This is a genomic window from Mesorhizobium sp. W050, from assembly GCF_054719535.1.
In genome coordinates, this window is sequence record NZ_JBTTIH010000001.1 from 4298109 (window position 1) to 4320503 (window position 22395).

The 22395-nt window shown below is 62.5% G+C and carries 18 protein-coding genes; 11 read left to right on the forward strand and 7 right to left on the reverse strand.

Going from position 1 to position 22395, the window contains the following annotated elements:
• Positions 1 to 233: 233 nt before the first annotated feature.
• The 3 genes from aceA to ACYG9Y_RS20815 all read left to right on the forward strand — a co-directional run bounded on the left by aceA (position 234) and on the right by ACYG9Y_RS20815 (position 2556).
• Entirely contained in the window at positions 234 to 1523 is a 1290-nt protein-coding gene (aceA, locus tag ACYG9Y_RS20805; protein WP_023738249.1) for an isocitrate lyase, read from the forward strand.
• Between the two features lie 51 nt (positions 1524 to 1574).
• Positions 1575 to 1817: an SMc00767 family acetate metabolism repressor gene (locus ACYG9Y_RS20810; protein WP_023669318.1), complete on the forward strand. Its 243-nt coding sequence runs from the start codon at positions 1575 to 1577 to the stop codon at positions 1815 to 1817.
• A 277-nt stretch (positions 1818 to 2094) separates the two neighbouring features.
• Positions 2095 to 2556, forward strand: coding sequence for a response regulator (locus tag ACYG9Y_RS20815; protein WP_023697301.1), 462 nt, complete (start codon positions 2095 to 2097; stop codon positions 2554 to 2556).
• A gap of 30 nt (positions 2557 to 2586) precedes the next feature.
• Here ACYG9Y_RS20815 and ACYG9Y_RS20820 read toward each other — a convergent pair whose 3' ends face one another.
• Positions 2587 to 3288 carry an HAD family hydrolase gene (locus ACYG9Y_RS20820; RefSeq protein ID WP_031201930.1) on the reverse strand — a complete coding sequence of 234 codons (702 nt, stop codon included), beginning with the start codon at positions 3286 to 3288 and terminating at the stop codon, positions 2587 to 2589.
• Between the two features lie 86 nt (positions 3289 to 3374).
• Here ACYG9Y_RS20820 and ACYG9Y_RS20825 point away from each other — a divergent pair, with 86 nt between their 5' ends.
• From ACYG9Y_RS20825 to ACYG9Y_RS20845, 5 genes are all read left to right on the forward strand, one after another.
• Positions 3375 to 4190, forward strand: a complete 816-nt coding sequence (locus tag ACYG9Y_RS20825) for a class I SAM-dependent methyltransferase (protein WP_156929752.1) — start codon at positions 3375 to 3377, stop codon at positions 4188 to 4190.
• Positions 4191 to 4192: 2 nt separating this feature from the next.
• Positions 4193 to 5161 (forward strand): ATP-grasp fold amidoligase family protein, encoded by a 969-nt coding sequence (locus ACYG9Y_RS20830; protein ID WP_050593108.1) that lies wholly within the window; start codon positions 4193 to 4195, stop codon positions 5159 to 5161.
• 102 nt (positions 5162 to 5263) lie between these two features.
• Positions 5264 to 6700 carry a glutamine synthetase family protein gene (locus ACYG9Y_RS20835; protein WP_023669313.1) on the forward strand — a complete coding sequence of 479 codons (1437 nt, stop codon included), beginning with the start codon at positions 5264 to 5266 and terminating at the stop codon, positions 6698 to 6700.
• Between the two features lie 120 nt (positions 6701 to 6820).
• Complete coding sequence (locus tag ACYG9Y_RS20840) at positions 6821 to 8107, forward strand: NAD(P)/FAD-dependent oxidoreductase (protein ID WP_023692383.1); 1287 nt, start codon at positions 6821 to 6823, stop codon at positions 8105 to 8107.
• 275 nt (positions 8108 to 8382) lie between these two features.
• Positions 8383 to 9228 (forward strand): SH3 domain-containing protein, encoded by an 846-nt coding sequence (locus ACYG9Y_RS20845; protein WP_023738247.1) that lies wholly within the window; start codon positions 8383 to 8385, stop codon positions 9226 to 9228.
• Positions 9229 to 9249: 21 nt separating this feature from the next.
• Here the strand turns inward: ACYG9Y_RS20845 and ACYG9Y_RS20850 are convergent, their stop codons facing one another.
• Together ACYG9Y_RS20850 and ACYG9Y_RS20855 are read right to left on the reverse strand one after the other, a co-directional pair.
• Entirely contained in the window at positions 9250 to 10545 is a 1296-nt protein-coding gene (locus ACYG9Y_RS20850; protein WP_023738246.1) for a Mur ligase family protein, read from the reverse strand.
• Between the two features lie 179 nt (positions 10546 to 10724).
• Positions 10725 to 11471 carry an SDR family oxidoreductase gene (locus ACYG9Y_RS20855; RefSeq protein ID WP_027049416.1) on the reverse strand — a complete coding sequence of 249 codons (747 nt, stop codon included), beginning with the start codon at positions 11469 to 11471 and terminating at the stop codon, positions 10725 to 10727.
• A gap of 322 nt (positions 11472 to 11793) precedes the next feature.
• On the opposite strand from ACYG9Y_RS20855, the gene zwf reads away from it, so the two are divergent.
• From zwf to edd, 3 genes are all read left to right on the forward strand, one after another.
• Positions 11794 to 13263, forward strand: coding sequence for a glucose-6-phosphate dehydrogenase (zwf, locus tag ACYG9Y_RS20860; protein WP_023669307.1), 1470 nt, complete (start codon positions 11794 to 11796; stop codon positions 13261 to 13263).
• Positions 13245 to 13961 (forward strand): 6-phosphogluconolactonase, encoded by a 717-nt coding sequence (pgl, locus tag ACYG9Y_RS20865; RefSeq protein ID WP_023707965.1) that lies wholly within the window; start codon positions 13245 to 13247, stop codon positions 13959 to 13961. The genes zwf and pgl overlap by 19 nt, the downstream gene beginning before the upstream one ends.
• Before the next feature lie 64 nt (positions 13962 to 14025).
• A complete protein-coding gene (edd, locus tag ACYG9Y_RS20870) occupies positions 14026 to 15849 on the forward strand; it encodes a phosphogluconate dehydratase (protein ID WP_023704509.1) in 1824 nt (607 codons plus the stop codon).
• A 77-nt stretch (positions 15850 to 15926) separates the two neighbouring features.
• Here the strand turns inward: edd and ACYG9Y_RS20875 are convergent, their stop codons facing one another.
• The 4 genes from ACYG9Y_RS20875 to ACYG9Y_RS20890 form a co-directional block, all read right to left on the reverse strand.
• Positions 15927 to 17585, reverse strand: a complete 1659-nt coding sequence (locus tag ACYG9Y_RS20875) for a vWA domain-containing protein (RefSeq protein WP_023704510.1) — start codon at positions 17583 to 17585, stop codon at positions 15927 to 15929.
• Positions 17586 to 17820: 235 nt separating this feature from the next.
• Positions 17821 to 18819: a GlxA family transcriptional regulator gene (locus ACYG9Y_RS20880; protein ID WP_032891834.1), complete on the reverse strand. Its 999-nt coding sequence runs from the start codon at positions 18817 to 18819 to the stop codon at positions 17821 to 17823.
• Positions 18820 to 18836: 17 nt separating this feature from the next.
• On the reverse strand, positions 18837 to 19736 hold the full coding sequence (gene folD / locus ACYG9Y_RS20885; RefSeq protein WP_023669302.1) for a bifunctional methylenetetrahydrofolate dehydrogenase/methenyltetrahydrofolate cyclohydrolase FolD: 900 nt from the start codon (positions 19734 to 19736) through the stop codon (positions 18837 to 18839).
• A gap of 355 nt (positions 19737 to 20091) precedes the next feature.
• Positions 20092 to 22380 carry a GumC family protein gene (locus tag ACYG9Y_RS20890; RefSeq protein ID WP_023738245.1) on the reverse strand — a complete coding sequence of 763 codons (2289 nt, stop codon included), beginning with the start codon at positions 22378 to 22380 and terminating at the stop codon, positions 20092 to 20094.
• Between the last annotated feature and the right edge of the window lie 15 nt (positions 22381 to 22395).

A 22395-nucleotide genomic window follows, 5' to 3' on the forward strand; every position in this document is an offset into this window, starting at 1 on the left:
AAATTTACACGACTTGCGAGCGATGAACGGCGCACCATCTTTTTACAATCATGACAGATTTACAGCGGCAGGCAGTCAAACACAACACAGGTTTTCTCTTATTTTCTACCGGAAATAGCGGTTTTCCTCGCTCTCGTCGCGGCGCAATGTAAATGATGTCACACACAGACGACGCACACTATCCCAGGGCGCGGCGTTTCAAGACACTGGCATCGATTGATCTGGAGTGACCAATGACTGATTTTTACAATCTTGTCCCATCCGCGCCCGAAGGCCGCTTCGACGGCATCGAACGACCCTATTCGCCGGACGATGTGAAGCGGCTGCGCGGGTCGGTCCAGATACGCCAGAGTCTTGCCGAAATGGGCGCCAACCGGCTGTGGAAGCTCATCCACGAGGAAGACTTCGTCAATGCACTCGGCGCCATGTCGGGCAACCAGGCGATGCAGCAGGTGCGTGCCGGGCTGAAGGCAATCTATCTCTCGGGCTGGCAGGTAGCCGCCGACGCCAACACCGCGTCGGCCATGTATCCGGACCAGTCGCTCTATCCCGCCAATGCGGCGCCCGAACTGGTCAAGCGCATCAACCGCACGCTGCAGCGCGCCGATCAGATCGAGACCTCGGAAGGCAACGGCCTGTCGGTCGACACCTGGTTCGCGCCGATCGTCGCCGATGCCGAGGCCGGCTTCGGCGGACCGCTCAACGCCTTCGAGATCATGAAGGCGTTCATCGAGGCCGGCGCTGCCGGCGTCCACTATGAGGACCAGCTGGCCTCTGAGAAGAAGTGCGGCCATCTCGGCGGCAAAGTGCTGATCCCGACCGCCGCGCATATCCGCAACCTCAACGCGGCGCGTCTGGCGGCCGACGTGATGGGCACGCCGACGCTAGTCGTGGCACGCACCGATGCGGAAGCGGCAAAGCTTCTGACCTCCGACATTGACGAGCGCGACCAGCCTTTCGTCGACTACGATGCCGGCCGCACGGTTGAAGGCTTCTACCAGGTCAGGAACGGCATCGAACCGTGCATCGCGCGCGCCGTTGCCTATGCGCCGCATGCCGACCTGATCTGGTGCGAAACATCCAAGCCCGATCTGGCGCAGGCCAAGAAATTCGCCGAAGGCGTGCGCAGGCATCATCCGGGCAAGCTGCTCGCCTATAATTGCTCGCCGTCGTTCAACTGGAAGAAGAACCTCGACGACGCGACGATCGCCAAGTTCCAGCGCGAGCTCGGCGCCATGGGCTACAAGTTCCAGTTCATCACGTTGGCCGGGTTCCACCAGCTCAACTTCGGCATGTTCGAGCTGGCCCGCGGCTACAAGGCGCGGCAGATGGCCGCCTATTCCGAGCTGCAGGAAGCCGAGTTCGCGGCCGAAGTCCACGGCTACACCGCGACCAAGCACCAGCGCGAGGTCGGCACCGGCTATTTCGACGCCGTCTCAATGGCGATCAGCGGCGGCCAGTCCTCGACCGCCGCCATGCATGAATCGACTGAGCACGCCCAGTTCAAGCCGGCAGCGGAATGAACCGGTCGACATACCAACAGAGGAAACGCCCGAAGGGCAAGGGAGAAGAAAATGGCATCCATAAGCCGCGTCAAGGAACGTGCAGAAGAGCAGTCCACCACGATGAGTGTCGACCAACAGGCGACCATCCGCATGCTGGCCAACGACCTGCACCGGCTCAATCAATCGGTGATGAAGGCAGTGGAGGCCGGCGTCTCGGTGGAACTGGTGCGCTCGGCCCGGCATCATGGCGGCGACGGCAATTGGGGCGACCTGCTGATCCCGGTGATCGTCACGCAGAAGAGTCACGGCTGATCTTTCCCTTACGGAAGCTTTGTGCTTGTGGAATCTATGGGCCCCGCCGTTCACTGGCCGATTTCAACGTCACCCGCGGGTTTTCAGCGCGGGTGACTTTCGCTTTTGAGCGTAAACTTAACTACAGTTCGAAAACAGACCTTGTCTCCGGGGTTTAATATTTCCAGCTATATTTCGCAGGTCCGTCATTTCAGCTTGACATGGCGGGCGATCTCACGCCAATTGGCTCTCGGATTTCAACCCTGCATTGAAGCAGCGCCGAGTGCCCGCCCCGCCCATGTGCCCTGTGAACCGCGAGACCGACACCGCCAAACATCTGAATTCGTCAAGCAGGGACGCGAACTCCGAGATATCAACGGATTTCTCCCACGTGCTGGTCGTTGGAAGATCGCCGATTAACCGGGTGGTGGTGTCGAAGATCGTCGAGAAGTCCGGACTGAAGCCGATCTCCGAGTCGCCCGAAATGGCGGCAAAGACATTGCGAACCCTCATTCCGGGCGCCGTCGTTCTCGATGGCGGCCCCGACAACGAGGACTGCCGCGCGCTGATGGCGGCCATCGACGCCTTGCGGCGGACATCTGGGCGGTCGCTCCCCAAGGTGATCCTGCTTTCAACCAAGACCGGCACGCCCGACAGCCTGGGCCTGTCGAGCGTGGTCGATGTGGTGGTAACCAAGCCGATCACCACCGAAAGGCTGCAGCCGGTGGTCGACCGGCTGATCAGTCTCGGGCGCGGCTGATCGCAATCCGCCCGAACGCGTGCGGGGCGGTCAGCCTTCCTTGCCGATGCTCTCGATCAAAGCCGGCAGTTCGCCAAGATCGACAAGCTGACGAAAACGCGGTGCCTCGACCGGCGGCTCGACGTGTTCGAGCACCCAGGTCAGCTCGTGCGGCACATACACACCCCAGCTGCCGGCCTCGATGGCCGGCACCACGTCCGACTTGAGCGAATTGCCGACCATCATGCTGGTCTGCGGGCTGCCGTGGCGGCCAAAGATCCTGGCATAGGTGGCGGCGCTCTTGTCGCTGACGATCTCGACGGCATCGAACAGGTCGCCAAGGCCGGACGCCGCCAGCTTGCGCTCCTGGTCGAACAGATCGCCCTTGGTGATCAGCACCAGATGGTAGGCGCCGGCGAGCCTTTCCACGGTCTCACGCGCATGCGGCAAAGCCTCGACCGGATGTCCCAGCATGTCGCGGCCGGCGGCAAGGATTTCGGCGATGGTCGACCCCGGCACACGGCCCTCGGTCACTTCTATTGCCGTCTCGATCATCGACAAGGTAAAGCCCTTGATGCCGAAGCCGTAGACGGCAAGGTTGCGCTTCTCGGCCTCCAGCAGCCGTGCCGAAATGTGCTCGGCCTCGCCATGGTCGGCGAGCAGGGTTGCAAAATGCTTCTCGGTCAGGCGGAAGAACTGTTCGTTCTGCCATAGGGTATCGTCGGCGTCGAAGCCGATAGTGGTCAGGGGCATGGTCGACTGTCCCGTTCAAGTGAAGGCAATGATGTAGACGTTGTCGCCGCACACTGCTAGCTACGGCAAGGGAATGGTGGGAAGCAATGCCGGAATTGGGCGCCTGGAAGCGTGAACTGGAGCAAATTGTGGGCTCCTTGCCAGGGCGTACTCCGACTGAACTCATAAATGCCATCCGAGATCTTGGCATCGCCATGGGACACGATACCGGCGAGGCGTTGCTTGAAACCTACCCGGAGATCCTTTCGTACCGACCGGCGCTGACCGCCGCATTCGGCAAGATGGTGCAGGAGCAAGATACCGCCGAGATCAGGCACATGCTGGATCAGGATCTGAGCGGTCCGGCATCCTTCGGGCAGATCGCAGCGGGAAAAACAAGCATCGGCGTGCTGTCATCCAGGGATGCGTATAATCGCCTGAACGAAGTCTTCGATCACGTCGATTTCGGCAGCTGCTGCCGCGCTGTCATGGTCGGCTGCGGAGGGCGTCCGTTTACGATGTTCCGCATACACGACCAGACTGTCGTCCCCGAAATCATCGGTCTCGATATTGTGCCTGAAGCGGTCGAAACGGCAAACAGGCTTGCGGCCAAGCTCGGCTATGTGCGGATGCGGGCCGAGCTTTGCGACGGCCGCGACTATGACTATGGCGAGGCGCAGGTCGTTTACGTCGCCAGCATGGTATCGCCCAAGGCAGCGGTGGTTTCTCGCATAGCCGATACCGCGCCTCAAGGTGTGCAGATCGTCTTGTGGGAGCCGGTCTCGCTTGGCAGGCTGTGGGTGGAAAGCGTAGAAAGAACGCTTGATCCCCGGCTTGCGGTTACCGGCCGCACGAGCATCCATCGAAATATGACGCGGGACGTGTTCGTTGCACGCGGGAGTGTTCCCAGGCCAGCAAGCTGATCATGCCAGGGCTGCGGATGAGCGACCGCGTGCTGCTTACCCTGGTACAGGCATGGTGCCTTGTCCGCCATCCGATGATTTGCGCCCGCACCTTCAATCATAGCGGCGTGCTGCCCGATCCGGCAAGGCCCGCTTCCTATGCAGACAAGTTCCTGTGGCGCAAGATTTTCGACCACAATCCCTTCTTCACCACGGCTTGCGACAAGCTCGCCTCGAAAGCCTACGCTCTGTCCACCTGTCCAGAACTCAAGACGGCTGCGGTTCTGTGGTCCGGATATGACGCGGCAGAACTTCCGGCGGAGCTGCTCACCGGCAATGTCATGGTGAAGGCCAATCATGGCTGCCGCTGGAACATGATGGTGCGCAACGGTGAGGTAGACAGAGCTAGGCTGCGCCGGCGTACGGCACGCTGGATGCGCCACCGCTACGGCAGGAAGCTCGGCGAATGGGGCTACAAGCACGCCAGCAGGCGCATCCTCGTGGAAGAGATGCTCCTCGAGGACGGTCAGTCCGTTGCTTTGGAGTACAAATTCCACGTGTCTAACGGGACGACGGCCTATGTCTATGCCGCGCGTCGGGATGAACACGGCAACGAACAGAAATGTCATTTCGACCGTGACGGAACCTACGCGCCGCCACCGCCAGGCAGCGGCCCCCAGTGGATCCGGATCGACCTGCCGGCATCCTTCCCGCGCATGCTTGCCATCGCCGAGCGGCTGACCGCGCCGTTCGATCACATGCGATGCGATTTCTACGAAATCGAAGGCGCGATCTTCTTTTCCGAATTCTCGGTCTATCCGCTATCCGGCAAAGGCATCATCAACACAAGGCTCAGGGATCTGTGCGCAGACAGCTGGAACCTCAGCCAATCCTGGTTCCTGACCGCGCCGCAAAGCGGATGGCGCAGGCGCTATGCCGGTGCCTTGCGCAGATGGCAGGGCGCAAATGCGCCGCCCGGCAAGGCCGTCTGACATAGGCCGTTCAGCCTCGTTGCCGCACCTATCGGGCCGGCTCCCCTTCCCTTCCATCACCGGCAACAGCTATACTGTGATAATTGCAACCCAAACTGGTGAATGATGCCGCCTGCGAAAAAGGAAGTCCGTCCGTCGACCCGCGGAGGACGCGTCCGAACGCCTGCCTTCGTGAAAAATCAACGCGGCGTGAAGAACTGGAAGGAAGTCAGCGCCTGGCTGGAATGGCGCGGCATCGAAGACATAGAATGCATCACGCCTGATCAGGCTGGCGTCGCGCGCGGCAAGATGATGCCGTCGAAGAAATTCACTTCCAACACCTCGCTGGCGCTGCCATCGGCAGTGTTCATGACGACGATTTCGGGCGGCTATCCCGAGGACGGCAACGGTTTCCACTATCCGGAGGATGATGGCGACCTGAAGCTGATGCCGGATCTGTCGACGTTGACCGTGGTGCCGTGGGAAGAAGACCCGACGGCCGCCGTCATCTGCGACCTCGTCCATCAGGATGGCCGTTCGGTCGAGTTCACGCCGCGCAACGTCCTGAAGCGCGTGGTAGCAGCCTATGACAAGCGCGGGCTGAAGCCGGTGGTGGCGCCCGAGATCGAATTCTACCTGGTGCGCAAGAACCCCGACCCGGATTACCCATTGACGCCACCCGTCGGGCGTTCCGGACGGGCAATCGGCGGCGGCGCCGGCTATTCGATCGCCGGCGTCAACGAGTTCGACGAACTGATCGACGACATCTACCATTTCTCCGAAAGCCAGGGCCTGGAGATCGACACGCTGATCCACGAGGAAGGCGCCGGCCAGCTCGAGATCAATCTGCGTCACGGCGATCCGGTCGAGCTCGCCGACCAGGTGTTCATGTTCAAACGCACCATCCGCGAGGCAGCGCTGAAGCATGAGATCTATGCCACCTTCATGGCCAAGCCGATCCAGGGCCAGCCAGGTTCTGCCATGCACATCCACCAGTCGATCATCGACAAGAAGACCGGGCTGAATATCTTTTCGGCGAAGGACGGCTCGGAAACCGACGACTTCTTCCATTTTATCGGCGGCATGCAGAAGCATGTGCCGAACGCGCTGGTGATGTTTGCCCCTTACGTCAATTCCTACCGCCGGCTGACGCAGTCGGCCTCGGCGCCGGTCAACAACAAATGGGGCTATGACAACCGCACCACGGCGTTCCGCGTGCCGCGCTCGGATCCGGCGGCGCGGCGTGTCGAAAACCGCATCCCGTCTTCCGACGCCAACCCCTATCTGGCGCTGGCGGCCTCACTTGCCTGCGGGCTGATCGGCATCACCAACAAGATCAAGGCCGAGCCTCCGGTGCTGACCACCGCAAACGCCGATGAGATCGACCTGCCACGCGGCCTGCTCGAAGCCGTCGACCTTTTCGAAGGTGACGAGGAACTGTGCGCTCTTCTGGGCAAGTCCTTCGCCGCAACCTATGCAGCGATCAAGCGGGCGGAGTTCGAGACCTTCATGGAAGTGATCAGCCCGTGGGAGCGGGAGTATCTGTTGCTCAACGTGTGAGCGGCGACTTCGTCGTGTGAATGGTGAATAGTGAATGGTGAGTAGTTTCATATTGGATGGATGAGCGCAGACGTCGTGCGTCTCGCAGCCATTCACCATTCACCATTGGCTGGTGTCCCCATGCCTTACCAATCACCTATCTCCCCCGGTCGCTCCTGGTACGAAGACACAGCCGGACCACGCCCTGAGTACCCTGCCCTGGACGGCGACCGCAGCTGCGACGTCGTCGTCGTCGGCGGTGGCTTCACCGGGCTGTCGGCGGCCGCTCATTTGGCGAAGGCGGGAGCCGACGTCGTTCTGATCGAGGCGCATCGCTTCGGCGACGGCGCTTCAGGGCGCAATGGCGGCCAGCTCGGCACGGGCCAGCGCGCCTGGGCCGAAGAGATGGAGGCCGAATACGGCTTCTCCCGCGCCAAGGCGCTGTTCGACCTTGCCGAGGAGGCGAAAGCGCACCTGCTCGAATTCGCCGCCGTTAACCAGATCGACATCGACTATATGCCCGGCCAGTTGTCCGTGGCGCACAAGCCGCGCTATCTCGACGACTACAAGGCGCATGCCGAGATCATGGCCGGCCGCTTCAATTATCCTCACATCGCCTTCATGGATGCCAGGGAAACGGCCGAACGGCTGGGCTCCACACGCTACTTCGGCGGCACCCGCGACACCGGCACCGGACACATCCACCCGATGAAGCTGGTGATCGGCACGGCAAAGGTCGCGGCAGCGGCCGGCGCGCACCTGTTCGAGCAGACACTATCGACCGGTGTTACCTCCAGCGGCGGCAAGGTCAGGGTGACGACTTCGAGAGGAACCATCACCGCCCAGAAATGCCTGATCGGTGTAAATGCCTATGGCGGCACGCTCGAGCCGGTGAGTGCCGCGCACATCATGCCCATCGGTTCCTTCATCGGCGCGACGGTGCCGCTGGGCGTCGATTCGAAAGTGCTGCCGGGCGGCGAGGCGGTCGACGATTCGCGTTTCGTCGTGCGTTATTTCCGCAAATCCAGGGATGGAAGGCTGCTGTTCGGCGGGCGCGAGGTCTATGGCGTCAACGATCCGAAGGACATCCATGTCCATATCCGCCGGCAGATAGCCGAGCTTTATCCGGAACTGAGCGATGTCGAGATCACCCATGGCTGGGGCGGCTATGTCGGCATCACCATGCCCAGGAAACCGTTCGTGCGCGAGGTGATGCCCAATGTGATCTCGGCCGGAGGCTATTCCGGCCACGGCGTGATGCTGTCGAACTTCTTCGGCAAGCTCTATGCCCAGACCGTCGCCGGCAACCGCGACAGACTGAAGCTGATCGAGGACCTGAACATCCCGGCTTTTCCCGGCGGCCGGCGATTTAGAACGCCATTATTGTTCTTGGCACTGAACTGGTTTGCCCTGAGGGACCGAATATAGAGAAAGTATCTCATATCGGCCGTGGCTGGTACTGAGCTGATTCTATTGAGCTGTTGGTTGCCGCAGCGAGACGTTGCAGAATCCTTAACAAGAGCGCACAATTCCCCTGAGGGCGCACTGATGCCACAATCAAGGGCAAAGGATGCCGGTTCTGGGCGATTGAACGGGGATTTCTGCGGGCCTGCCCGCTTTGTTGTTGGGACCGATGCCGATCGAATGCCGGGCTGCCGGCGCCGATCGAAAGAACACCGGCTCATCTTTTGGAGGTGGCAAGAGTGAACGAGCCCTTCAGTTTCGGCGCGCCGGAACGTCGGCGCTTCGCCATGCAATTCGGCTATGACATGCGGCCCTCCTTCTGGCAGGGGGTGCGCACGAATTCGCATCTGGTGATCGCCGCGGTCGGCACCGCAGCGCTGCTTGGCGTGGCGGGCATAGCGCTTTGGCTGGCGTTGCCGGCCAGCGACCGGCAAGCGATCGCCAGCACACAGCAGAACGTTCCGACTTTTCCGGTCAAGACGACCAAGATTGCCCCGGTCGCAGCGACGGCTGCCGCGGTAGCGGCGCCACAAGCCGCGCGCAAGGGCGACGCGGTTTCATCGACGGTCGCTGTGGGTGGGGCTGCGATGCCGCCGCTGTCGGCCAACGATCCGCGCTGGACTGCGGCGCAATCCAACAGCGACCCTGCCGCGACGCCATCCGATCAGGCGCCTACCGAGCAGGCTGCCGCCAAACCGTCCGATGCCGCGGCATTCGAAGAACCGGCGGCCCAGGGCGACGCCACGACGCAGTTGTCAAAGGTCGCTGCTCCCGCCAATGACGACGACGCGGAAACCGCCGCCATACCGACGCCAAAACCGCAACTTCCAGACGAGCAATCTTCCGCCGCAACGAACGATACCCAGGCCAAGGCCAAGCCACAGAAGGTGGCTGCTGCCGCCGGCACCGGACGCATCCTCAGGACGGTGACAATGCGCAGCGGTCCGCAGAAAAACGCCGCCGCCATGGGCACCGTGCCCGCCAAGTCGTCGGTGCAGGTGGTGAGTTGCAAGAAATGGTGCCAGATCGTCTACAACGGCAAGCGCGGCTGGATCTACAAGAGCTACATCAAGACCGGGGCTTGAGACACAAGCCGCCAGATCTGGTCAGCCGCCGAGCAACCACCTGAAACGGTGTCTCCTGCGAGCAAGTTTGCGCTTCGCCAGGAAATCCCGGTGTTCCTCGAACGGCACCTCACAGAGGCCGCACATTTGGCAGCTTTCGGACTTGCCGCATAGCGGGGTCCAGCATTTCACATCGTGCGTCCAGGCGAGCGCGATCCTTTCCAGATGAAGGTTAGACGAACTTTTCAGCAGAATCAGTTCTCCTGGGACCGCCGTCTGTTTGATGTGATCCGAAACTTCCTTGGGACTGCGAAGCTCAATGAACCGGCCGCTGTCGCGGTCGGCCTGGCTGGCGCGCGAGCGATGCGCATTGTCGCCCGTGTAGATGACCTCATCGGCGATTTCGCGCGCGATCTTGTATGCACTGCCGTATTTCCTCGGCGAGCCGGCGAAGTCGGATATCTGCCCAAGCACAATGCGCTTGCGAGCGACCTTGGCCTTTGCGATCATCTCCAGGGCAATGTTGAGCGAATGCCAGGGCGCTTTGGCCGTATCGACCAGGAATTTCGGACCCGCTGATACCTCTTGCACCGTAGAGCGGTTGGGCAGTGGTGCAAACGATGCCGTTCTCGCTACGACTTGCTCTGGCGGGACGCCAAGTTCCAAGGCGGCGGCAACAGCCGCTGCAGTCGGCAGCCAGAATTGCTCGCCGGGAAAAGGCGCTTGAATATTCAGGCTGCCACCGCGCCAATGAAGGGTGAACCGCAGCAATTCCGGATACGCGGCATGCACGTCACTCACGCGGTAGTCTGCCTCGCCGGACTGGCCGAAGGTCGCAATCCGGCATTTCGCGCCAGACGCCATGCCGATCACCAGTGGGTCATCGCAATTGAGAACCGCAAGTCCATCGGGTTGGAGTGCCTCGACCAGCGCCCGCTTCTCTCCCGCCACAGCTTCCAGAGTCCTGAACTTGCCGAAATGCTCCAGACGGATCATCGTAACCACCGCCACACTCGGCTTCAGCATCTGCGCCATGGCGCTGATCGTGCCGAAGTCGGAAGCGCCGGCTTCGAAAACGACGTAATCGACTTTGCCGGCCTTCCTCAGGCGCTTGTAAAGCGTTCGAACCAACACCTTCATAGTGTTGGCCAGAACCTGTGTGTGGACCGAACCCTGGCCAGCCAGGATGTGTCCAAGCAGGCTTCCCGCCGTCGTCTTGCCGGAGCTTCCGGTAACACCGATGAAAATTGCCTTGCTTCGCGCCCGCGCACGCTTGGCCAGGTAAAGCCGCAGCCGCCATCCCAGATCGTAGCGACTTTTCTGCTGCCTGATCTTCATCACCCGCCAACACTATCCACGATCCGTTATGCCTTTCGGGGGATCGAGAAGTCAAACTGGGGTCCGGCGTGACGACGTCAACTGTTCGTTCCTCGGCCGGCCGGCGCACCGATGCGAACTCTTGCCGACATTGCTCTGTCTGCCATGCATTGCGAACAGCGAGGTACTTCCCGAATTGCTCAAATGCAGCGGCCGCCGTCGACCTCCAGCGCCACACCGGTGATGAAGGCGGCTTCGTCCGACGCAAGCCAAAGCGCAGCGTTGGCGATATCGAGCGGCGTCGACAGACGGCCGAGCGGTATCGAGGCACGGAATTTCTCGCGGATCTCCGGCGTGTCAGTGCCCATGAATTTCTCCAGCATGCCGGTCTCGCCGGCGACCGGGCAAAGGCAGTTCACGCGGATGTTCTTGGGCGCGAGTTCAACCGCCATCGACTTGGTCGCGGTGATCGCCCAGCCCTTCGAAGCATTGTACCAGGTGAGCCCCGGCCGCGGCCGCAGACCGGCGGTCGAAGCCGTGGTCAGGATGACGCCGCCGCCCTGCCGCTCCATGATCGGCACCACGGCAAGTGCGGCGTGATAGATCGCCTTCATGTTGACTGAAGTGATCAGGTCGAAGGTCGCCTCGTCGACGTCGAGCATGTCGCCATTGCGATGGGTGTAGCCGGCATTGTTGACCATGATATCGATGCGGCCGAAGGCGCTTTTTGCGGCATAGACCATCTCGTCGAATTCGGAACGCTGCGAAACATCGGTCTGGGTCCAGATCGCGGCCTGGCCGATCTCTGCTGCAACGCGCTCCGCGCCCTTGGCGTTGAGGTCGGCGACGACGACCTTGGCGCCCTCTTCGGCAAAGCGCCTGGCCATGCCTTCGCCGAAACCTGACGCAGCACCCGTGATGACGGCAACCTTGTTTTCCAGACGCATGCTTTTTCCGCTCATTGAAGACCCACCTCGCAAGCGCATTTTTCCTTTTTGTTTGATGCGTGTCTGTCTCCCAGAACCGCTTCGCACTTCTGGGCGACACGCATTAGCTTTCGTCACATTCCCGCTTTATGTTGCAGGCGCGAAAGCCCCGGGACCATCGCTTGACGAAAAGCCTCCGGGTGGGAGCCAGTGTCAAGGCACATTTGGAGCGAATCAATATGCAGTGATTTGGCCTTGATGTGACACCATGGCACTGGATAGTTTAAATCGATTAGATTATATCCTGCCGCGTCACAGCGAGCGGCGTCAAAGCGGACAGACCATGACCAGCCAGATCATTCCCGTCGAGCCTTTCGACTTCATCATTTTCGGCGGCACCGGCGACCTGTCGGAACGCAAGCTGCTGCCCTCGCTCTACCACCGCCAGCGCGACCACCAGTTTTCCGAGCCGACCCGCATCATCGGCACCTCGCGCTCCAAGATGAGCGACGAGGAATTCCAGGCTTTCGCCAAGCAGGCGATTTCCCAGCATGTGAAGCCGGCCGACATCGACGCCGAGGAACTCAAGACATTTCTTGCCCGGCTGTCCTACGTATCGGCCGACGCGACGACGGGTGCCGGCTTCGACAAGCTGAAAAAGGCGATCGGCGAAAGCGACCGCATTCGCGCTTTCTATCTGGCGGTTGCGCCGGCGCTGTTCGGCGACATCTCGCACCAGCTGAAAGCCCACAATCTCATCACGCCGAATTCGCGCATCGTGCTGGAGAAGCCGATCGGCCGCGACCTCGATTCGGCGCGCAAGCTCAACGACGTGGTTGGAGACGACTTCCACGAAAGCCAGATCTTCCGCATCGACCACTATCTCGGAAAGGAGACGGTGCAGAATCTGATGGCGCTGCGCTTTGCCAACGCGCTCTATGAGCCGCTTTGGAATTCTGCCCATATCGACCATGTGCAGATCACGGTGGCCGAGACCGTCGGTCTTGAAGACCGCGTCACCTACTACGACAAGGCCGGCGCGCTGCGCGACATGGTGCAGAACCACATGCTGCAGCTGCTCTGCCTGGTTGCCATGGAGGCGCCATCGTCGATGGATGCCGATGCCGTGCGCGACGAGAAGCTGAAGGTGCTGCGGGCGCTGAAGCGCATCAACGGCAATGAGGCACCCAAGCACACCGTGCGCGGGCAGTACCGCGCCGGCGCCTCTGCAGGCGGCGCGGTGAAAGGCTATGTCGAGGAACTTGGCAAAGACAGCTCCACCGAGACTTTCGTCGCCATCAAGGCTGAGATCGGCAATTGGCGCTGGGCCGGCGTGCCGTTCTATCTCAGGACCGGCAAAAGGCTGGCGACCCGCGTTTCGGAAATCGTCATCGAGTTCAAGCCGATCCCGCATTCGATCTTCGGCGACAGCGCCGGGCCGATCTCAGCCAACCAACTGGTGATCCGGCTGCAGCCCGACGAAGGCGTCAAGCAGTTCATCATGATCAAGGATCCAGGCCCAGGCGGCATGCGGCTGCGCCAGATTCCGCTCGACATGAGCTTTGCAACATCTTTCGACGGCCGTGCGCCGGACGCCTATGAACGGCTGATCATGGATGTTATCCGCGGCAACCAGACGCTGTTCATGCGCCGCGACGAGGTCGAGGCGGCATGGAAGTGGATCGACCCGATCCAGAACGCCTGGGAAAGCGCCAGGCAGGAGGCGCAAGGCTATACGGCCGGCACATGGGGTCCCTCGGCCTCGATTGCGCTGATCGAACGCGACGGGCGGACATGGCACGAAAGCAATTGAGCGAGCCCGTCTATAACTGGAACGGCTTTGCCGGGCGCCAGGATCTGGCGGCAGCCCTTGCCGGCAATGTCGCGGCGCGCCTGACCAAGGCCATCAACGAGCGCGGCACGGCCCTGCTTGCCGTTTCCGGCGGCACCACGCCGGCAAAGTTCTTTGCAGCACTTTCGGCCATTCCGATCGCCTGGAACAAGGTGACGGTGACGCTGGTCGACGAACGGTTCGTGCCGGCCTCCTCGCCGCGCTCGAATGCGGGGCTGGTCGCGGCCAACCTGCTGCAGAACAAGGCGGCTGCCGCGCACTTCGTGCCGCTCTACCATGAGGCGGCAAGCATCGAGACCGCCGCGGCGGCCGACGATGCGGCGCTGAAGGCTCTGCCCTGGCCCCTCGATGTCGTCGTGCTCGGCATGGGCGGCGACGGCCACACCGCCTCGTTCTTTCCCGACGCCGAGAATCTCGGCGATTTGCTCGACCCCGCCTCATCAAGGATCGTGCTGCCGGTTCACGCGGCAAGCGCCGGCGAACCCCGGTTGACGCTGCCGCTGGCGCGGATCGTCGACGCCGGCTTCATCGCGCTGCATATAGAAGGCGAGGACAAGCGCACCGCCTTCGATGGTGCGATGGGACCGGGTGCGAAAAAGCCCATCCGCAAAGTGCTCGAAGCGGCACCCATCCCGGTAGAGGTGTTCTGGGCACCCTGATTTCACGCAAAGCAGTCCCGGCAGACGGTGGAGGACGTTCTTCCGGGGCTCGAAAGGACCGACCATGACAGCCAGACGCGACATCGAAGCCATCACGGAACGCATCCGCCAACGCTCGAAAGCCGGCCGCGAGCGCTATCTCGGCCGCATCGCCGAGACCTCCAGCCGCGCCGCCAACCGGGGGGTTCTGTCTTGCGGCAACCTCGCGCATGGCTTTGCCGTCTGCAGCCCGTCTGAAAAGCTGGCGCTCGGCGCCGACAAGGTGCCGAACCTCGGCATCATCACCTCCTACAATGACATGCTGTCGGCGCATCAGCCCTTCGAAACCTTCCCGGCGCTGATCAAGGAAGCCGCGAAGGAAGTTGGCGGCATCGCGCAAGTGGCCGGCGGCGTGCCCGCCATGTGCGACGGCGTGACCCAGGGACAGCCCGGCATGGAGCTGTCGCTGTTTTCGCGCGACGTCATCGCCATGTCGGCGGCGATCGGCCTGTCGCACAACATGTTCGACGCCGCCGTCTATCTCGGCGTCTGCGACAAGATCGTGCCCGGGCTGGTGATTGCAGCCCTCACCTTTGGCCATCTGCCGGCGGTGTTCGTGCCGGCAGGGCCGATGACGACGGGCCTGCCCAATGACGAGAAGGCCAAGGTTCGCCAGCTCTATGCCGAGGGCAAGGCTGGGCGCGCAGAACTACTCGAAGCGGAGTCCAAATCCTATCACGGGCCGGGCACCTGCACCTTCTACGGCACCGCCAACTCCAACCAGATGCTGATGGAGATCATGGGCCTGCATACGCCCGGCGCCTCGTTCGTCAATCCGGGCACGCCGCTGCGCGACGCGCTGACGCGTGAGGCGACGAAGCGGGCGCTCGCCATCACCGCGCTCGGCAACGCCTACACGCCGGTCGGCCGCATGATCGACGAGCGCTCTTTCGTCAATGGCGTCGTCGGCCTGCACGCCACCGGCGGCTCTACCAACCACACCATCCACCTCATCGCCATGGCGGCGGCCGCCGGCATCACGCTTACCTGGCAGGACATTTCCGACCTGTCGGAAGCGGTGCCGCTTCTCGCGCGCGTCTATCCGAACGGGCTTGCCGACGTGAACCATTTCCATGCCGCCGGCGGGCTCGGCTTCCTGATCCGCGAATTGCTTGACGAAGGCATCCTGCATGAGGATGTGCAGACGGTATGGGGCGAAGGTCTCAGGCCCTATGCGGTCGAAGCCCGGCTCGGCGAAGACGGCAGCGTCGTGCGTGAAGCCTCGCCGCTGCAGAGCGGCGACGAGAAGGTGCTGGCGCCGTTCAAGAAGGCCTTCCAGCCGACCGGCGGCCTGAAAGTGCTCGCCGGCAATCTCGGCCACGCCGTCATCAAGACGTCCGCCGTGAAGCCGGAACGCCGCGTCATCGAGGCGCCGGCCAAGGTGTTCGACAGCCAGCAGGGACTGAACGAAGCCTTCAAGGCCGGCACGCTGACCGGCGACTTCATCGCCGTCATCCGCTTCCAGGGCCCGAAGGCAAACGGCATGCCGGAACTGCACAAGCTGACCACCGTGCTCGGCATCCTGCAGGATCGTGGCCAGCGCGTCGCGCTGGTCACGGACGGGCGCATGTCTGGCGCTTCCGGCAAGGTGCCGGCGGCGATCCATGTAACGCCGGAAGCGGTCGAGGAAGGGCCGATCGCCAGGATCCATGACGGCGACATCATCCGGCTCGACGCCGATGCCGGCACGCTGGAAGTGCTGGTGCCGGGGCCAGAGCTCGCGCTGCGCCGCACGGCCGACATCGATCTCATCGGCAACGAGTTCGGTTTCGGCCGCGAGCTGTTCGCCGGTTTCCGCCAGCTGGTCGGCCGCGCCGACCATGGCGCCAGTGCTTTCGGCACGGCCTGAGGCATCATTGCCTATTTTGTAAAAAGGGCGGCTCGAGCTCGGTTTGAGGCCGCCCTTTGGTGAGGGATGGATGGCGATTACGGCTGAACCGTAATCTCGCTCCGTTCGCCGGCCTTGACCGTCACCGGCATTTCCTTGTCATGGCCTTGATCGGACATGTGGCGGAGGACGACATAGTCGCCGGCCGGGATAGTCTGCTGCCAGGTGTCGCCATAGTTCAGGCCGAGCGCCTTGCGGTTGCCCTGGATATCCTTCTTCGACGACAGCACCTCGATCGAATAGGCACCCGGCGCCGACATCACCAGCACGCCGGCATCGAGCGTCACCTTGACGTCCTTGACGTCGCCAACCTTGACGCTGAAAGGCTGCTCGACGGTTGCGAGCTCAAGCGAGGTGACCGCGACATAGTCGTCCGGCGGCAGCCAGAACTTGCTGTCGGGCCCATAGGAGTGGGCGACATCGTCACGCGAGCCGTCGATCTTTTTCTTGGCCTTGACGATCTGGACGCTGATGCCCGAGGAGTCGGCCTTGTCGCCGCCTGCAGTGTAGTAGGCGTTGACGGCGGCATGGCCGACGCCGACGACTATGTCTTTTTCCACAGTCTGCCCGGCGGCGAGCTGGATGTTCTCGGTCACCGAGCCGCTGCCGATCGCAACCGTCACCTTCTGCTCACCAGCCGGCACGATGATCCTGGTGTCGCCATAGTGGGTGGTGCTGCCGCCCGGGAAGGCGAAGTCGACATGGGCTTCGTCACTGATCTCGGCGCCCTGGCTTGGCTTCGGATGGATGAGCATGGTGCCGGCGTTCAAGGTGAAGAGCGGCTTGTAGACCTGGCCCGCCTCGATCTTGACCTTCTGTTCCGCCCGAGCTTCGTCGGCGCGCGCGACGACGACATAGTCGCCCGGCTCGAGATTGGCCTCGTAGTTGTTGTACTGGGTGGTGACGGCCTCGCCGCGCGTGCCATCGGCCTTGGCCTTGTAGACCTCCCAGGCATTGCCGTCGGTGATCGGATCGCCGCCTTCCGCCATGACCACGGTCGGGATGAAATTGAATTCGGGCTTTGCCGGTTCAGGGGCAGGCGCCGGAGCGGGTTCGGGTGCCGGCGCCGGAGCCGGCGCGGCGACGGTTTCGACCAGTGCTTCCTGCAGCGCCTTCTCGTCCGAGGCCTGGATATATTTGCCGCCGGTGTTGTCGGCAAGGCAGGCGATCTGCTTGCCCTCGTCAGCGGTCAGGCCGAAGCCGACGACGTCGACGGTGAAATCGACGCCTGAGGCCTCCAGTTCCTTGCCCAGCGCGCACGGGTCACCTTCACAGGTTTCAAGCCCATCGGTGATGAGAACCACGGTCGCCTTGTCCTCGGTGTATTTCAGAGCTTCGGCCGCCTGCTTGACGGCTGCGGTCAGCGGCGTCTTGCCGAGGAATTTCAGGCTGTCGGCAGCGGCCGAAATGGCGCTAGCCGAGCCGGCTTGCGGCGGCACGATCAGCTCGATGTCGTCGCAGCTGCCCTTTTCGCGGTGGCCATAGGCCATTAAGCCGATCTCGTCGTCGCCCGGGACCGACTGCAGTACGGTCCTCAGCGATTCGCGCGCGATCTCGAGCTTCGGCTTGCCGTCGATCTGGGCCCACATCGAGCCTGAAGCGTCAAGAATGATGATAACCTTATTGGCGGCAAAGCCGAGCGAAGTCATCGACAAAAGGAGCAGCGCCGCAGCGACGCTCCGCAAAAGTCCCGCCATCGAAATCTCCTTGAGGCCGCCCTCTGATCCGCGCCGGAAGCTATTTGACAGCGCGTCCGGACACAAGCCTGGAGCGGGTTACTAGATCATGATGAGATTTGGATGAAATCTCATCATGATCTAACCCTTTGTTGGAGCACGATCTTTTCCAAAAACCGGCACCCACTTTTTGGGATCATGCTTCTAACGGTTGCAGTGTAACAGGATCGGCGCCGGCAGAGCTGGTAACACGAAATCAGTAGGTGGTGCGCCGCTCTTCGGAAGGCGGACGGCCAAACTGCAGCCGATAGCTCTGCGCGAAATAGGAGTGCGAGGTAAAGCCGGTGGCAATGGCCACGTCGAGGATCGGCATGTTGGTCTGGCGCAGCAGTTCGCGCGCCCGCTCAAGCCTGAGCCGCATGTAGTAACGACCGGGCGTGACGCTCAAATGGCGCAGGAACAAGCGCTCGACCTGGCGCACCGACAGGCCCGCCGATTTGGCAAGCTGCACGGCTGATAGCGGCTCGTCGAGATGGTCGGCCATCAGTTCGACGATGCGCCTTAGCTTCTCCGACTTGCCGGTCAGGTCGCGCTCCGGCCCGACGCGCTGGCGGTCGCCGGCGGAGCGGATGCGCTCATGCTGGAACTGGTTGGCAACGCCGTTGGCGAGGTTCGAGCCGAAGTCGCCACGCACGATCTCCAGCATCAGGTCGATCGAGGTGGTGCCGCCGGCGCAGGTGTAGCGCTTGCGGTCGATCTCGAAGACGTTGCCGGTGCAATTGATGTCGGGAAAGCGCTCGACGAAGCCGGCGCGGTTTTCCCAATGGATGGTGCAGCGATAACCTTCGAGCTGACCGGCTTCGGCCAGGAGGTAAGAGCCGACCGACAACGCGCCGAGCGCATTGCCGCGCCGGCCCCAGCTGCGCAGCGCCGCCAGCACCTTGCTCTTGCCGGGGAACTCGACCGACAGGCCCACCGACACGAATAGGATATCGACGGGCGGCAAATCGGCGACGGCATAGTCGATCTTGAGCGGCAGGCCGTTGGAGGCCATGACGGGATCGCCGTCGGCCGAGACCGTCGTCCAGCCATAGAAATCGCGGCCGAGCAGGCGGTTGGCCGAGCGGAAGGTATCGATCGCCGCTGCCAGCGAAAACATCGAAAACTTGTCGACCAGCAGGAACGCGAATTGCCGGCCCCCTTGAACGGGATCATCCACGACCGGCCGTTCAGAGGGTACAGTAAGGTTCGGCAAAGAAGCTGCTTTCTGGGTCAGAAGGAAGGCCGCTTCAAGCCGGCCGCAAGGTAGGCTGAGGCTAACGTATTGGCCATCAGCATGGCAATGGTCATCGGTCCGACACCGCCGGGCACGGGGGTGATGGCGCCGGCGGCCTTGGCCGCTTCGGCATAGGCTACATCGCCGACGAGGCGGGTTTTGCCTTCGCCCTTCTCGGGTGCGGCAATGCGGTTGATCCCGACATCGATCACGGTGGCGCCGGGCTTGACCCAGTCGCCCTTGATCATTTCGGGCCGGCCGACGGCGGCAACCAGAATGTCGGCTGTGCGGGCCAGTGCCGGCAGATCCTTGGTGCGGCTGTGGGCGATGGTGACGGTGCAGTTGGCGGCAAGCAACAGATTTGCCATCGGCTTGCCGACGATGTTGGAGCGGCCGACGACGACCGCGTTGAGGCCGGAAAGATCCTTGCCGCGCACGCGTTCGATCAAAAGCATGGAGCCGGCCGGCGTGCAGGGCACGAAGGCTGTTTCGAGTTCGCCGGTGCCGAGCTTGCCGACATTGATGAAATGAAAGCCGTCGACATCCTTTTGCGGTGCGATGGCCTGGATGATCTTGCCGGCATCGATATGGGCGGGAAGCGGCAGCTGCACCAGAATGCCGTTGATGGCCGGATCGGCGTTGAGTTCGCCGATGATCTTCAGCAGTGCCGCTTCGGACGTGTCGGCCGGCAGCGTGTGCTGCAGCGAATGAAAGCCGCATTCCTTGGCGGTGCGCGACTTCGACGCGACATAGACCTGGCTTGCCGGATCCTCGCCGACGATGACCACCGCTAAGCCGGGCTGGGCCTTTCCCTTGGCGACCAGGTCCTCGGTCAAGGCCTTGACCTTCTGAACCACGTCTGCGGCGACGATCTTTCCGTCAATCACTTCGGCCATGAACCATCCTCGACATCATTCCAGCCAAGGCGCGGCGCGCGCCTTGAACGTTGCTTCGTGCATGTCGTTGTTCCAAACGTTCCGCCCTTTCGGGTAAAGCCCGACGGCAGCGCTTTTTGGGCGCCATGCTGCGCGGCATTGTCACGAAATTTGGCCTAAGCAATCCCGTCAAAGCGCCGTCACATGCCGTAAACTCGAAACCGGCAGCTTTTATTCTGTGCTGACGGGCTCAGAGCGACTCATCCTTTCACGGAAAGGCTAAACCGCTCTATTTCTTGTTTTGACGCAATTCCCAAGGGAAAGCGCGCTACGCGCTTTTCCCGGGAAAACCGTTTCACACTTTTCCTGGAATTGCTCAGAAATAGCGGCGGTGCGAACGGCTTTCGGTGAGTTCGCGCACCGCTTCGCGAAATTCGCGCAGGCCGGCGCGGATATCGTCGATTTGCGCCTGCTGGTCTTCCGGCGCCGCCCCAGCGGGCTGCGGAGAAGACCACGGCCCGGACGCCGCGGGCATCGGCTGAGCCTGCGAATAGGCATAGTCAGCCGGCTGACGAGGCTGCGCGTAGCCAGGCTGCTGCGCAGGGGAATTGGCGTGCGGAACCTCGTTCCGGAAATCCGGCTGGCGATAGCCCACAGGCTCCTGCACCGGCCTTGTATATTCGGCGGCTGGTTGGGCGCGGTAGGTCTCGACGGGTTCGCCTGACGTCCCGCTACCCGGCGCGGCTTTGCGCATCGCCGAGAACAGTCCGTCGAACAGACCTGGGCTCCGGGCGGGAGCGGCCGCGGTCGGCAACACCGGAGGTGCTGCCGGTGGCGGCGCCACAGGCAGCGGCGCGCGATAGACCTTGTCCTCGACCGGAGGGCGGCGCTCGTCCATTCTGCCGCGCGAACGCGAATTGGCAGCGCCGCGCAGGCTGGCAAAGGCGCCGCGCATGGCGCCGACACCGATGCCCGAAGCAAGCCCGAGCAGCAGGCCGGCCATCGCTATTACAGCCCGCGACGGTCCGTTGGGTTCGAGCGGCGGTTGCGCGGGGGTCATCAGATTGATGTTGGTGGTGTTGATGTTTTGCTGTTCGCCGGTCTCCTTGGCGCGCAGAAGGTACTGTTCGTAGACGGAGCGTTTGGCCGTGGCATCACGCTCCAGTTCGCGCAGGCTGACCAGATCGCTGTTGACGTCGCCGCTCTGGACCTTTGCCTGAGCCAGGCGGGAAGCGAGATCCTGCTCAAGCTGGACCGAGCGCTTCAAGTCGACCTGCAGCGACGAGGCGATGCGGCGCAGTTCGCCTGCGATGCGCTCGCGCGAGCCGTCGAGCTGGGCACTGAGCGCCTGGTATTCGGGATGACGCGGTCCCAGACGCACGGCGGCGCGGTCGGCCTCCTGCTTCAAAGCTGCATATTGCGCGCGCAGTTCGCTCATCGTGTTGGAATTGATTTCTTCCGGCAACGTGCCGTTGATGACCGAATTAACGTCCAGCGAACGCGCCGACGCGGCCCGGGCATTGAGTTCCAGCGTACGGGCCCGGGTGACTGAGAACTGCTCGTTGAGCTTCAGCATCTGGTCGTCGCTGATCAGATGGCCCTGCGCGTCGACGAGATCATGCGTGGCCCTGAAATCCTCGACCTTGCGCTCCGCTGTCTCGACATCCTTGCGCAGGTCATCGAGCTTGGCCGTCAGCTGGTCCGTCGCGCGCCCGGCCATCCCGAACTGGTATTGGGCCGCCTCCTGCTGGAAAACGTCCCTGGTCGTATTGGCTATCTTCGCCGATTTGTCGGCGCTTTGAGTGGTGGCGCTGATGGAAACGACAAAGCTCTTGCCGCTGCGCTCAACCGACAGGCTCTTGGCCAGATTGCCGACCGCCAGCGCCTGGCGGCGCACTTCACCGGCGCCGCCAGGGCCATCCTGGCGCGACAGTATCGAGCGAATGAGCGACAGGACGCCAAGGCCGCCAGAGCCCTGTCCGTTGAATTCCGGATCGTCGACGAGATTGAGATCGGCCACGACCTTGTCGAGGACCTTGCCGGATGTCACCATCTTGATGCGGGTTTCGACAACAGCCAGCGCCGCATCGGGCTGCCCGACCGGTTGGGTGAGATCGTTGTCGGAAAGCTTCAGGTCGCCTGGCTCGATGACCATCTGTGTGGTGGCTTCGTATTTCTTCGGTGTCGAAACGGCGACGGCGACGCCGAGCACCGTGCCCAATATCGTCGTCGAGACGATCAGCAACTTGGAACGACTAATGCCGCGGACGACCTGGAGCGGATCGATCAGCGGCTTCCATTCCTGCCCGTCATCGTCGTCGCGGTCCGGTCGCTGCTCGTGGAAAGAGCGGAGCTCATAGGCGGCGTGCTGCTGACGCCGGCCGGAAACAGGCTCCTCACGCGCGCTGGCGGCCGAAACGGGTTCGCCGTCGGCCTGGAACTGCGGCGGCTCGGGCGGTGACGTTGGCGCCGGATTCGACCGCGCCTCGCGTTGCGAGCGGGCTATGCGGTGACGCGTGGCGGCGTCCTCGCGCCATGACGGATCGACCCGGTCACCGATCGAGACCGCCGACGCATCCGCCGCCTCATCGCCGCGCACGGCTTTGCCGAGCGCCAGGAGGGAGCGCTCGCGCCTCCAGTCTTCACGGTTTTCCCTGTCGACCATTGTCTCGAAACTTTA